This window comes from Leptotrichia sp. oral taxon 417 (assembly GCF_013394865.1).
Taxonomy (GTDB): Bacteria; Fusobacteriota; Fusobacteriia; order Fusobacteriales; family Leptotrichiaceae; genus Leptotrichia; species Leptotrichia wadei_A.
The window spans coordinates 1,874,169-1,887,877 of record NZ_JABXYV010000001.1 but is presented as its reverse complement, the minus strand read 5'-3'; the positions used below and the strand labels follow the sequence as shown (position 1 = coordinate 1,887,877).

The following is a 13,709-nucleotide window of genomic DNA, read 5'->3' as shown; positions in this document are numbered from 1 at the left end:
TATCGTTAATTATTTTTCAATTCTGAATTATTCTGTAATTTTTTTAATTTTGCCAATGCTTCTTGTTCTATTTTACACGTTGGGTAACCTTTCAACGAATCTAATACTTTACCATAATATTCTTTCGCAAGTTCTATATTGTTATTTTCTTCATAATAATTTCCAAGGTTGAAAAATGCTAAAGGATTACCTTTTTCAGCTGATTTCAGATAAAGTTTCATTGCTTCTTCTTTATTTCCTTCCTCACTATAAATATTAGCAAGATTATTCATAGCTGTTGTATGTCCTTTTTTAATTGCTTTTTTATACCATTTTTTAGAATCATCTATTTTATTTTGTTCGTCAGCAAAAAGTCCTAATTCATACATTGCTTCAACATTTCCTGCTTCAGCAGAATTTTTTAAATATCTATCTACTTCATTCGTATATTTCCCAGTTTCAGAATAAACAAATAATGCATAACTAAACATACATTCGTTATCTCCAAATTCAATTCCTTTCAAAATATATTCTTTGTATTTTTCTATATTTCCTTTTTGTCTATTTATTACTGCTAAATTATAATAACATTCCTTTATCCCATATTTTTCAACCAATATTTTTAAATATTTTTCAGCTTTATCAAAATCTCCACTGGTTAGATAGACATTTGCTTGACTGTTATAAACATTTATTAATTTTTCAATAGCACTTTCTTTAAGATGTGGGACTTTTTCTATCACTTCCTGAAAATACTTCTCAGCTTTTTCAAAATTTCCAATTTCATAATAAACATACCCTAAATTATATTTTGCCTCCAAAAAACCTAATTTTTCAGACTCTAAGTACCATTTTTCAGCCATTTTATAATCTTTTTTATGAAAATAAAGATTTCCTAAACTTAAAAAATCTTCACCTCTTTTAGTTTCATCTTTTTCAATTAATTCTCTAAATTTTTCTATATTTTCTGTTGTTTGATAAAGATTGAATAATTTATCCTTTGAATCAGGACTTCCATTTTCCAAAGCCATTTTATAATATTTTTCAGAATTTTCAAAATCACCTTCAACAAAATATGCATCACCTAAACAATTAGGAGCATACTTATCATCTTTCTTATTTTTTAATATTGTAAAATTTATTTCTTTCACTTTATCATAATTATCTTGAAACATATAATAATTTGACATATAGGCTAACACGTCATAATCTTCCTTATCATCAAGTTTATTGTACCATTCTAACATTTTCTCTTCATTATTATTTTTTGCATAAAATATAGCAAGACTTTTCTTTGCTATATTTTCTCCTTGATTTGCAGCCTTTAAACAATATTTTTCATACATTTCATCATCTTTATCCATATAAAAAGTAGCTAACATTGTCGAAGCATGAGGAAAATAATCTTCTATTCGTTCAAAATACAATTTTGAAACTTCTGGATAAAGTTCCCTTGTATCCATTCCTAACTTCATCATCTCTTCAATTTGCTCTTTTGTTAAATTTTCCCCTGCTTTATCAATATGCTCCTTAGCAATCTTCAAATATTTTTTCTCTTCATTATTTTTATTTCGAAATTTGTCAACTATTTTTCCAAATACACCCAATCAATTCACCATCCTTAAAACAAAAACGGAAACAGCACTAACCTTTTTCAGTCATCCTGTCCCGCCTTAATATTTCAACTTTTTAATTTTTTAGAATAACCCAGAAATAGTACCATTTTCATCAATGTCAATTAACTCCGCCGCTGGCTTTCTAGGTAATCCTGGCATATCGATGATTGTTCCTGCCATTGCTACTAGGAAACCTGCTCCTGCTGATAATCTAACTTCATTAATTGTTATTTTAAATCCTGTAGGACGTCCCAATAGATTTGGGTTATCTGACAATGATTTCTGTGTTTTTGATACACATACCGGCAATTTGTCGTAGCCGTTTTCTACGTATTTTTTAATATTGTTAAGTGCTTTTGGTGCAAAATCCACTCCATCTGCTCCGTAAATTTCTTTTGCAATTTTTTCGATTTTTTCTTGAATTGATAAGTCCAAATCGTAAAGTGGAGTATATTTTTTCTCAGATTTTTCATTTTTTTCAATGGCATTTAGAACTTTTTCTACAAGCTCTTTACCACCTTCTCCACCTTTTTCCCAAATTTCACAGTTAGCGACTTCTACATCCATTTTTGCACAAAAATCTTTTATTACTTGAATTTCAGCATTAGTATCAGTTATAAACTTATTAATCGCCACAACAACTGGTAAATTGTACTTTTGCATGCTTTCAATATGTTTTTCGAGGTTTACAAGCCCTTTTGTCAATGTTTCAATATTTTCCGATTTCAAGTCTTTGTCTCCGCCGTGATGCTTTAATGCACGAACTGTTGCAACAATTACAATAACATTTGGCTCTAGATTTCCAAGTCTGGCCTTTATATCCAAAAATTTTTCAGCTCCTAGATCAGCAGCGAATCCAGCTTCTGTAACAACATAGTCAGACAGTTTCAAAGCCATTTTTGTAGCTAGCAGAGAATTACATCCATGTGCAATATTCGCAAAAGGCCCACCGTGAATAAATACAGGTGTATTTTCCAAAGTTTGTACTAGGTTAGGCTTTATAGCATCTTTTAGCAATGCTGCAACTGCCCCTTGAATATTAAGCTGTTTAACTTTAAGCATTTCTCCTTTTCTGTTATATGCAAAAACTATTTCTCCGATTCTTTCCTTTAAGTCAGTAATTGAGTTAGCAAGACAGAAGATGGCCATAATTTCTGATGCAACTGTTATTTGAAAAGAGTTTTCACGAGGCACGCCATTTACTTTTGGTCCAAGTCCGACAACGATACTTCTTAAATTTCTGTCGTTCATATCAATAACACGTTTAAAAGTAATGTTATTCACATCAATATCAAGTTCATTTCCAAAATGTATATGATTGTCAATACAAGCAGAAATTAAGTTATGCGCAGCCGAAATTGCATGAATATCCCCTGTAAAATGCAAGTTTATTTCTTCCATTGGCACAACTTGTGACATTCCTCCACCAGCAGCTCCACCTTTCATTCCAAATACAGGCCCTAAAGACGGCTCTCTAAGCGCTGCAATTGATTTATACCCAAGTTTATTTAATGCTTGAGTCAATCCAACAGTAACAGTTGATTTTCCTTCCCCTGGAGGTGTCGGAGTAACAGCAGTCATCAAAATCAGCTTTCCATCTTTTTTCTCTGCATTTCTTTTCAGCACGTCCAAACTAACCTTAGCCTTGTATTTTCCATAAGGTTCATAATCATCCTCTGTAAGTCCAATACTTTGTGCAATTTCACCAATCTTTTTCAATTTCGCATTTTGAGCGATTTCAATATCTGTCATCTTTAAAACCTCCTATATTCTCTATTATTTAATAAAAATCGAAAAAGCCGCAAACTGCTAATTAGAAAACTTTTCCGATATTCATTTATAATTTGTTCTTTTCAACTTTCTTTCAAAAATTTTATTAAAAGACTAATCATGCCTTTTTTGTTATATGATATTATATCTTTTTGTAATTGTCAATTAATATTTATTAAATATTTTCATTTTGAATAAAACCTAAAATAATGTTTGCTGATTCGTATTTGACAATCCTTGGAAACATCCATAGTCCTTCATTAGTTCCACAATTGTCTTATTCAGTTTTGTACGTTTTACCAAATCTTCAATTGATAAAAAACTGTCTTTCTTTCGTTCAGAAACGATATTTTCAGCAACAGCATCTCCAAGTCCGTCCATTGCGATTAACGGCATTCTTATTTTTCCATCCTGTATTGTGAAAAGTTTTGCCTCTGATTTATAAATATCAATTTGTTCCAGCTCAATTTTACGATAGTGCATTTCAATTAATATTTCATATAAAAATAATTCCTGCTTTTCTTTTGCATTTAAATTCCCTTTTTTGTCCATTTCCATTTTTGCTTTTTTTAAGTCATCTATTGACCTGAACATTGCTGTCATTTTAAAGTCTCCAACTTTTCTGTTCAGGAAAGCCGTATAAAACTCAATTGGATAGTGGACTTTAAAATAGGCGATTCTGACTGCCATCATTACATAAGCCACAGCATGCCCTTTTGGGAACATGTATTTTATTTTTTCACATGAATCAATGTACCATTGCTCTACACCATGCTCCTTCATTTTTTTAGAAAATTCCTTCCATTTTTCAGGATTTTTAGTAGGCTGCCCTTTTCTAACAAATTCCATTATAGAAAATGCCAATGATTTATCCAAGCCATCATCAATCAATTTATTCATAATGTCATCCCGCACCGTGATAATCTGGCTCAAGGTTGCAATCCCGCTTTTTACATAGTCTTGTGCATTGTTCAGCCAAACATCTGTTCCATGTGAAAGCCCAGAAATTCTAACTAATTCTGCAAAAGTTTTTGGCTTTGTGTCAACGAGCATCTGTTTTACGAAAGATGTACCAAATTCAGGTATTCCCGATGTACCTGTTGGAGATCCTATTTCCTCTGGAGTTACACCAAGTGCCTCTGTACCGCTGAATAAGCTCATTACTTCCTTATCATCAAGCGGAATCGTGTAAATGTCAACACCTGTCAAATCCTGTAAAATTCTAAGTGTTGTCGGATCATCGTGTCCCAGTATATCCAGTTTTACAAGCTGTTCATCCATTACGTGGTAATCAAAGTGAGTTGTCTTGGAAGTTGACTTCATATCGTTGGCAGGCCGCTGGATTGGGCAAAAGTCGTAAATTGACTTGTCTTTTGGAACGACTATCATTCCGCCAGGATGCTGTCCAGTTGTTTTTCTCGCACCTTCACAGCCTTTCGCAATTCTCATAACTTCTGCTCTTCTTTCCTTTATTTCAGGTGTTCCTTCCACTTCTTCAAGATATTTCTTCACATATCCGAAAGCATTCTTTTCAGCAAGTGTAGAAATCGTTCCCGCACGAAAGACATTGTCGCTTCCAAACAGCTCTTCCGTATATTTATGAATTTCCCCTTGATATTCTCCAGAAAAGTTCAAGTCAATATCTGGCACTTTATCTCCATTAAATCCCATGAATACTTCAAATGGAATAGCATGCCCATCTTTTATGTATTTTGTACCACATTTTGGACAATTTTTATCAGGATAGTCAACTCCGCTTCCTTCTTCATTCATAAACTCAGTATGCTTACAGTTTGGGCATCTATAATGTGGATAAAGTCCGTTTACTTCGGTAATTCCCATAAGATAGGCGACAATTGAAGAACCGACTGAACCACGTGAACCTACAAGATAACCTGCATCTACCGATTTATGCACAAGTTTTTGTGCAATTAGATAAAGTACGGCAAATCCGTTTTGAATAATTGAATTAAGCTCCTTTTCCACTCTTTCCTTCAGGCTGTCATCAATATCTTCTCCGTAAAGCTCTTTAAGTCTTTTATAAGTCATTTCCCTTACTTCTTCTTCAGCTCCGTCAATTTTTGGGGGATAGAATCCAGTTGGAACTGGTCTTACCTGCTCAATCATATCGCTAATTTTATGGGTATTTTCCACAACAACTTCCATAGCTGCATCTTCACCCAGATAGTCAAAGGCTTTTAGCATTTCTTCAGTAGTTTTAAAATACAGTTTTCTGTCAAAAAATTCATATTCCCTGACTCCTTCTGAAATTTTAGTTTTCCACATTGTCCCGCTTCCCAAAAGCAGGACATTCCTGTTAATTGCTTCCCGTTCTTCAAGATATTGTGCATCCCCTGTTGCAACAACAATTTTATTCTGGCTTTTTCCAAGTTCGTAAAAATATTTATTCATTTCCTTGACTATATCGTAGTTTTCAATTTCCTTATTCGTTCTTTCCACCATGTCGGCATAATTTGTATGCGGCTGAATCTCGATATAGTCATAAAATCTTGCTTTTTCTTCAATGTCAGTTTTTTCTGCTCCACGTAGATAAAGATTTACAAGTTCACCTCTATTTCGTTCAGAAGCCGAAGCAGAACTTGCAATTAACAGATTTTCTCTCATGCTGTTTAACAGAGTCTTGGGAATTCTAGGTCTACGCATTCCAAAAAATTCTATATTTGAACGTGATACAAGTTCATACAGGTCACGAAGCCCAGCCTGATTTTTTACTAAAATCATTGTATTCAATGTTTCAGAATTTTGAATATTTGGCTGCAGCTCTGTATTAATTTCAGTTAGTTTCATAAGCCCTTTACTTAAAATCATATATAAAAATTTCTGAAAAACTTCTGCAGTCGCCTTCGCATCATCAACAGCCCTATGGTGTGTTTCAAGCGTAATCTCAAAATAGTCTACCAGACTGGCAAGTCCATATTTATTCAATTCTGGAAGCAGCGTTCTAGCCAAAGGCAACGTATCAATTACACTTGGAGAATATTCAAGCCCTTGATCAATAGTTTTTTGCTTTATAAATCCCACATCAAATTTTGCATTGTGGGCAACTACCGTTGTATTAGCACAAAATTCTAGAAATTTTGGCAGTACAGTTTCTATTTTTTCAGCATTTGCGACCATTTCATCAGTAATTGTTGTAAGTTCCGTTATTTTTGGCGGAATTGGAATTTCAGGATTTACAAATTCAGAAAATTCCCCGATAATTTCCTTTCCACGCATTTTTACAGCCCCAATTTCAATTATCTTATCATTAAATGGATCAAATCCAGTCGTTTCAATATCGAATACAACATAAATTTCATCTTCAATCATTTTATCCTTAGGATTCGTAATCAAGTCCTGCTCATCATCAACCATATAAGCCTCTATCCCCAAAATAACCTTAAAATCCTCATTTGCCTCCTTAAATGCAAAGGGAAAAGAATGAACTACTCCGTAATCTGTTACAGCAATCCCGCTATGTCCAAATTCTTTTGCTCTTTTCGCATAATCCTTAATTGACATAACTCCGCTCATTTCACTCATGTTTGTATGTGCATGAAGTTCTATTCTTTTTTTAGGAGCGTTATCTTCTCTTTTCACATCTTTAGAGTCAATAGCTTCAGCTTTTTGTGTTCTGACATACATTTCTCCAGTATACATGTCTGATTCAAAACTTCCAGTAACTTTTACCCATTCTCCAAGCTTTACTTGAATATCTTCACTTGTATTAAAGAAAATTCTGCAGCTGACTGAATTTGTATAATCTGTAATCATAAAGTCGCACATAAGTTTCCCGTTTTTAGTTTCTTTCATATCCAGATTAAATACTTTCCCTTCCAAAGCAACATTATCTCCAATGTTCAAGATATCAAGCATAGAAAAAGGCACAGCATCCATATCAGGAATTTTTTTCCGTCTATACCCATTATTATTTCCATTAAAATTCCCTCCATTTGAATACCCATTTCCATTCTTTACCCCAGTATTTTCATATTTAGGAAGTTCGCTAGCCTTTACCGAATTTAATTCACTTTGAGCCTTCAATTTTTCCTTGATTTCCTTAAACTCGCCATCTGTAAATTCAACTTTTATCAAATCATCAGTACATTCACAAATCTTATTTTTCAGCTCTTCCTTTACATTGGTTTTTTGAGCCTCTTCTATCAAATGACGAGATGGCAATTTCACAAATACATTATTTTCTACATTTTCCACTTCATAAGTTGCAAAAATATACTGGTATCTCTTACTTTCATCCCTATAATTCTCAATCATGAATTTTACAAATCCAGCAACATTCTTCCGTATCAATTCAGGATTAACATCTAGCTTAATTTTCAGCTTTACCCCATCTTCAAAATTTCTATAAATCATCTGTCTTAAATCCTGTATTTCCCCATGTGCAGCAAAATCATGAACCTTTACAAATATCTCCATCTCTCTCTTTTTAGAAAACAAATTAATATACTCAATCTCAAAATTTTTAATCCCGTATTTCCTGAAAAAATCATCTGATGGCTTAATCTTCAAATATTTAGCGCTCATTTTTTATTTATCCCCCTTACTTTTTTTATTTTTTATATCAAATAATCATAATTTAATATTTATTCTTAAATTTAGTTATAAAACAAATTTATTATATAATTTTTACAAAGTTTTAGCAATATAATTTTCTTGAAAACCTTGCCATTCGCAAAACTTCCAGGTATAATTAAGGTAAAGAGGTGATTTTATGAAAAATGAAAAAGAAAAAGTTATCGAATGGATAAAAAAATATTTTGAAGAAAATGGAAAAAACTGTAAAGCAGTTGTAGGAATTTCTGGTGGAACGGATTCTTCGGTTGTGGCAGCACTTTGTGTGGCAGCTCTGGGACGAGAAAATGTAATAGGAGTTCTTATGCCAAAAGGTATGCAGCATGATATTGATTATTCCAAAAAATTAGTTGAGTTTTTGAAAATAAAACATTATGAAATAAATGTGGAGAAGCCTGTGAATGACTTAAAAGAATTAATTTCACAGCAAACGGGAGTAAATCCTGATGAATTTGATGCCTACAAGACTAATCAGCCTGCCAGAATACGGATGGCTGTGCTTTATGGAATTTCTGCCATTGTTGGTGGGAGAGTGGCTAATACTTGTAATTTGTCGGAAGATTTTGTGGGTTATTCAACAAAATTTGGAGATGCTGCGGGGGATTTTTCTCCAATTTCTGATTTTACAAAAACCGAAGTGCGAAAACTTGGATCTGAACTTGGACTTCCTGAAATGTTTTTGAAAAAAGTGCCTGAAGATGGAATGAGCGGGAAATCTGATGAGGAAAAATTGGGATTTAGCTACGAAGTTTTGGATGAATATATTAGAACGGGAAACATTTCGGATTTGAGAATAAAAGAAAAAATAGACTATTTACACAAAATAAATTTACACAAAATTTTACCTATGCCATCGTATAAAAAAGGAGAAAAATAAAATGAAATTAAAACCAATTATAACATCACTGCTTGATACAGATCTTTACAAATTTAATATGAACCAGGTAATTTTTCACAAACATACTGATTTAGTCGGAGAATATCACTTTAAATGCCGTACTCCAAATATTTTCTTTACAAAAGAAATGGTTACGGAAATAAACGATCAAATTGACCATTTGTGCAGTTTACGGTTTAAAAATGAAGAATTAAACTACTTGCGTTCGATAAGATTCATAAAGCCAGACTATGTCGAGTTTTTAAGGCTTTGGCATCCGATTAAGGATTATGTGACTACGGTTCTTGAAAATGAAGAACTTAGAGTTATTGTCTCTGGACCACTTTTTAGTGCAATGCAGTTTGAGATTTACTTGCTTGAAATTATTAACGAAGTGTATTTTAGAATGAAGTTTAATTATGATGAATTGCTTGTTTCTGCAAAAGAAAAATTAGAAAAAAAGATTTTGGATTTTAAAAATAAAAAATATAATTTTAAATTTGCTGAATTCGGCTGCAGAAGACGGCTTTCAAGAGAATGGCAGGAAGAAGTAGTGAAAAAATTATCCAGCGAAACTCAAAATATGGTAGGAACTTCCAATGTATTTTTGGCAATGAAATACAATTTAGTGCCAATCGGAACTTATGCACACGAGTATGTCCAAATGTACCAAGGAATCGACTCAATACCGCTATCTTACACAAATCATTACGCATTAAAAGACTGGTATGACGAATACAAGGGAGATAACGGGACAGCACTTACCGACACAATAACGACAGACTTATTTTTAAGAGATTTTGACAGAAGTATGGTAAATAACTACACAGGAGTGCGGCATGATTCAGGTGATCCATATATTTGGGCTGAAAAAATATTGAATCACTACGAAAAATATGGAATAGATTCAAAAACAAAGATGCTTTTATTCAGCGATTCGCTAAATTTTGACGAAGCAGAAAAAATTTACAATACATTTAAAGACAAAGTTAAACTTTCTTTTGGAATTGGGACATTTGTAACTAATGACACAAAAGAAAAACCATTAAATATTGTAATCAAACTTCAGTATGTAAATGGTAGACCAGTTGCCAAATTAAGTGATGTGGAAGGAAAAGTTATGTGTGATGATGAAAAATATTTAAAATATTTGAAGGCATCAGTAAAATTTAGGCTAGAGCGGGAAAAAGAATATTAAAAAAGTTTAAATCTTTAAATAAGCAGTTATAGCAACAAGAAATCTTGACTCCTCGTAAAAATATAAAAAAATTTTGAAATTTTATATTTAATTTATAAAAAAAAACGGAGAAACTTTAATGAAAAAATATAAGACAGGCTTGGTTCTGGGAAGATTTCAGACATTTCACAAAGGACATGAATACATTATAAATAAAGCTCTTGAGATATGTGACAAAGTTTTGGTATTTATCGGTTCTAGTGATAAATCTGGAACAATAGAAAATCCTTTTTCCTATGAACTAAGGGAAAAATTGATAAAAAAAATTTATGGAAATGAAATCGTGGAAAATAAATTGATAATTTCTCCACTCGCTGACTTGGGTGCTGGAAATGTTACAAAATGGGGGGATTATTTATTTTGTGAAGCAGAAAAAATTTTGGGAAAAGTTGATTGTATTGTTTATGGAGAAGAATCTAAATGCAAGAGCTGGTTTAGTGAGAAAATAAAAAAATCTGTAAATTTTATTGTAATTTCTAGAGATGACATAAAAATAAATGCTTCCACTTTGAGAGAATATATGAGAAAAAATGATTTTGAAAGTTGGAAGAAATTTGTGAATGAAAAAAATTGGAGTGAATTTGGAAAAATGAGGGAAATTTTGATTAAAATATAAAAAAATTAATAAAAAATTTTTTCCTTGCTAAATAATGTTAAATGAAACATTAAATTATTCTTGTGTATCAATTTTTATCTTTCAACTAAAAAAACTGGCTCATTATTTTAAAACGAGCTAGTTTTTATTTGATAATTTTTAATCCTTTACAAAATAACAGTTATTTATCACATTTCCAGTATTTGATTTTATGCAGAATTATTTTACAGAAGCTTCGTAAATTTCTTTAATAGCTTCAGCCAAATCTTTGTTAAATTCATCATCACTTTGTTGTGCTGACAATCCTTCAGTTAATGCTCTTGAAAAACTTGCGATAACTCCTTTATTTTTAGCAAGAATTTCGTTTGCTTCTTTTCTTGGATAACCTCCTGATAATGCGACAACTCTTACAACTCTTGGATGTTTTGTCAAATCTTCATAAAAGTTTTCAACTGTTGGAAGTGTAACTTTTAACATAACATTTGAAGTTTCAGGCAATTTATCAAGATGTTTTTTAATTTCATTTTTCAAGATAGTTTCGCATTCTGCTTTATCAACATTGTGGATATCTACTTCTGGTTCAATAATTGGAACAAGTCCAGCTGCAATAATTTTATCTGCAACTTCAAATTGTTGATCTACAACTTTTGCAATTCCTGTTTGAGATGCTTTTTTAATAACAGAACGCATTTTTGTTCCGAAAATATGTCTTTCGTTTGCTCTTTTTAAAAGATCGTCCAATCCAGGAATAGGTTTCATAACTTGAACTCCGTCTTCCAATTCTTCTAGTCCTTTATCAACTTTTAAGAAAGGTAAAACTCCTTTTTCTTCCCACAAAAAGTCAGCTGTATATTTATCATCAATTTTTCTATCCATAGTTTGTTCAAATAAAATAGCTCCTACAATTTCCTTATCATTAAAGGCAGGACTTTTTATAATTCTAGTTCTCATTTTATGAATTAAGTCAAACATTTCTGTATCATTAGAATATTCACTTTCGTCAATTCCATACAATTTCAAGGCTTTCGGAGTACTTCCACCACTTTGATCCAATGCTGCAATAAATCCTTTTCCATTTCTCATTCTTTCTAATCTTTCTTTCATTATAATCTTCCTCCTAATTTTAAAACAAAATAATTTGATTTTCAAAATTTTTTTTACTTCTATATTTATAATATCACTTTTTTAAAAAATGTCAAGGATAAATATAAAATTTTTTAAAATCAAAAAATCCTTTAATTTTCCCATTGATTAGACTTTTTTTTTATGATATAATTTTACATAATCAATTTAGGAGGAAAAAATGGGAAGACATGGTACAATAGCTGGGCGTAAGGAAGCACAGGATAAAAAAAGAGCCGCATCATTTACAAAACTTGTTAGACTTATAACAGTTGCAGCAAGAGGAGGAGAAAATCCTGAATTTAACGTTGCACTAAAACACGCAATTGAAAAAGCAAAGGCGATTAATATGCCTAATGATAACATCAACAGAGCAATTAAGAAAGGAGCAGGAACTGATGGTTCAACAGCCTTTGAAACATTGAATTATGAAGGTTATGGACCTGCGGGAGTTGCTATTATTGTAGAAGCTCTTACTGATAACAAAAATAGAACTGCTTCATCTGTAAAAATGGCTTTTGATAGAAATGGTGGAAATCTTGGTGTTTCTGGGTCAGTTTCATATATGTTTGGAAGAAAAGGTGAAATTATTATTGAAAAAACAGATGACATTGATGAAGAAGCATTGATGGAAGTGGCACTTGAGGCTGGAATGGAAGATATGGAAACTTTGGAAGACAGTTTTTATATTACAACTGAAACAGCAAACTTTGATGCTGTGGCAGATGCCTTAAGAAATGCAGGATACAAATTATTGGAAGCAGACATTCAATATTTGCCATCAATTGAAGTTGAAACTCTTGAAGAAAATGATTTACAAAAATTAAGAAAATTAATTGATGTTTTGGAAAATGATGACGATGTTCAAAAAGTTCACCACAATTATGCTGGAGAATTATAAAAAATACAGATATTGCGGAATTAATTTCCGCATTTATTTTTTTATTTTAAAAAAAGGAGACATATTTTATGAAAAAAACTGGAGAAGAAACAATTACTCCAATAAAAAATATGAAAATAATTCAGCGAAATGATTTTCAAAACTTCACGCTTGATTCAGTTTTACTTTCTGATTTTGTAAAAATTAATAGGAAGACAAAAAATATTCTTGATATTGGAACTGGCTGCGGAATTATCGCTTTACTTCTAGCACAACGCTCAAAGGCACAAATTAAAGGTATTGAATTACAAAAAACAATGGCGGAAATTGCTGAAAGAAATGTTGAAAATAATAAATTTGAGAATCAAGTTAAAATAATAAATGAGGATATAAAAAATTACAAGAATATTTTTAACCGTGATGAATTTGACACAATAGTTACAAATCCGCCATATTTTGAATTTACTGGCGACATTTCACAAACCAATGACCTGGAGCAGCTGGCAAATGCAAGACATAATATAAATTTGTCACTTGAGGAAATTATAAAGATTTCTTCCTATTTATTAAAAAACATGGGCAGTTTTTCAATTGTGTTCCGAAGCGAACGGCTGGTGGAAGTTCTAGCGCTTTTACAAAAATATAATTTAGAGCCGAAAAGAATGAAGAATTGCTATACAAAATGGAATGAAAACTCAAAAATTTGCTTATTGGAAGCAATAAAAGATGCTAAGAAGGGATTTTCCGTTGAAATGCCAATTTTTGTTTATGATGAAAATGGACAAAAGAACGAATATATTGAAAATTTGTATAAAAGTTAGGACTTAAAAATTAAAAAAGAATAAAAAAATTATTATTTCCTTGCATTTTTTGCCAAATGCTTGTATAATAAAAGCCTGTAAAAATAACTATAAATGGTTGTAATAAAAAAAATATAACGATGTTTGGGATATTCCATCTATAAAAAAAACCTTTTGGAAACACATATTATTCAAAAGGATAGTATGTTTTTTTTATTGCTTAAATTATAGAAAAAAATA

Annotated in this window: 9 protein-coding genes; 5 read left to right on the top strand and 4 right to left on the bottom strand. The window is 31.6% G+C overall.

All coding sequences use genetic code 11. The features are described from left to right. Nucleotides 1–5 precede the first annotated feature (5 nt). The 3 genes from HW276_RS08610 to HW276_RS08600 all read right to left on the bottom strand — a co-directional run bounded on the left by HW276_RS08610 (nucleotide 6) and on the right by HW276_RS08600 (nucleotide 7,910). Complete coding sequence (locus tag HW276_RS08610) at nucleotides 6–1,586, bottom strand: tetratricopeptide repeat protein (RefSeq protein WP_178938154.1); 1,581 nt, start codon at nucleotides 1,584–1,586, stop codon at nucleotides 6–8. Between the two features lie 90 nt (nucleotides 1,587–1,676). Continuing rightward, nucleotides 1,677–3,347 carry a formate--tetrahydrofolate ligase gene (locus tag HW276_RS08605; RefSeq protein ID WP_178938153.1) on the bottom strand — a complete coding sequence of 557 codons (1,671 nt, stop codon included), beginning with the start codon at nucleotides 3,345–3,347 and terminating at the stop codon, nucleotides 1,677–1,679. A 219-nt stretch (nucleotides 3,348–3,566) separates the two neighbouring features. Beyond that, nucleotides 3,567–7,910 (bottom strand): PolC-type DNA polymerase III, encoded by a 4,344-nt coding sequence (locus HW276_RS08600; protein WP_178938152.1) that lies wholly within the window; start codon nucleotides 7,908–7,910, stop codon nucleotides 3,567–3,569. Between the two features lie 187 nt (nucleotides 7,911–8,097). Between HW276_RS08600 and nadE the strand changes: the two genes are divergently transcribed. From nadE to HW276_RS08585, 3 genes are all read left to right on the top strand, one after another. Then, complete coding sequence (nadE, locus tag HW276_RS08595; protein WP_147004157.1) at nucleotides 8,098–8,835, top strand: NAD(+) synthase; 738 nt, start codon at nucleotides 8,098–8,100, stop codon at nucleotides 8,833–8,835. 1 nt (nucleotide 8,836) lies between these two features. Then, nucleotides 8,837–10,033 carry a nicotinate phosphoribosyltransferase gene (gene pncB / locus HW276_RS08590; protein ID WP_178938151.1) on the top strand — a complete coding sequence of 399 codons (1,197 nt, stop codon included), beginning with the start codon at nucleotides 8,837–8,839 and terminating at the stop codon, nucleotides 10,031–10,033. Between the two features lie 118 nt (nucleotides 10,034–10,151). Further along, nucleotides 10,152–10,688 carry an adenylyltransferase/cytidyltransferase family protein gene (locus HW276_RS08585; protein ID WP_178938150.1) on the top strand — a complete coding sequence of 179 codons (537 nt, stop codon included), beginning with the start codon at nucleotides 10,152–10,154 and terminating at the stop codon, nucleotides 10,686–10,688. 198 nt (nucleotides 10,689–10,886) lie between these two features. On the opposite strand, the gene HW276_RS08580 is transcribed toward HW276_RS08585, so the two are convergent. Next, nucleotides 10,887–11,771 carry a fructose bisphosphate aldolase gene (locus tag HW276_RS08580; RefSeq protein ID WP_178938149.1) on the bottom strand — a complete coding sequence of 295 codons (885 nt, stop codon included), beginning with the start codon at nucleotides 11,769–11,771 and terminating at the stop codon, nucleotides 10,887–10,889. A 199-nt stretch (nucleotides 11,772–11,970) separates the two neighbouring features. Between HW276_RS08580 and HW276_RS08575 the strand changes: the two genes are divergently transcribed. Further along, on the top strand, nucleotides 11,971–12,690 hold the full coding sequence (locus tag HW276_RS08575; protein ID WP_147004153.1) for a YebC/PmpR family DNA-binding transcriptional regulator: 720 nt from the start codon (nucleotides 11,971–11,973) through the stop codon (nucleotides 12,688–12,690). Between the two features lie 68 nt (nucleotides 12,691–12,758). Continuing rightward, on the top strand, nucleotides 12,759–13,490 hold the full coding sequence (locus HW276_RS08570) for a tRNA1(Val) (adenine(37)-N6)-methyltransferase (protein ID WP_178938148.1): 732 nt from the start codon (nucleotides 12,759–12,761) through the stop codon (nucleotides 13,488–13,490). Nucleotides 13,491–13,709: the final 219 nt, after the last annotated feature.

Bases quoted from the DNA above. Each gene is read 5' to 3' on its own strand.
- HW276_RS08605 (WP_178938153.1), bottom strand. From the start codon at position 3,347: ATGACAGATATTGAAATCGCTCAAAATGCGAAATTGAAAAAGATTGGT.
- HW276_RS08600 (WP_178938152.1), bottom strand. From the start codon at position 7,910: ATGAGCGCTAAATATTTGAAGATTAAGCCATCAGATGATTTTTTCAGG.
- nadE (WP_147004157.1), top strand. From the start codon at position 8,098: ATGAAAAATGAAAAAGAAAAAGTTATCGAATGGATAAAAAAATATTTT.
- pncB (WP_178938151.1), top strand. From the start codon at position 8,837: ATGAAATTAAAACCAATTATAACATCACTGCTTGATACAGATCTTTAC.
- HW276_RS08585 (WP_178938150.1), top strand. From the start codon at position 10,152: ATGAAAAAATATAAGACAGGCTTGGTTCTGGGAAGATTTCAGACATTT.
- HW276_RS08580 (WP_178938149.1), bottom strand. From the start codon at position 11,771: ATGAAAGAAAGATTAGAAAGAATGAGAAATGGAAAAGGATTTATTGCA.
- HW276_RS08575 (WP_147004153.1), top strand. From the start codon at position 11,971: ATGGGAAGACATGGTACAATAGCTGGGCGTAAGGAAGCACAGGATAAA.
- HW276_RS08570 (WP_178938148.1), top strand. From the start codon at position 12,759: ATGAAAAAAACTGGAGAAGAAACAATTACTCCAATAAAAAATATGAAA.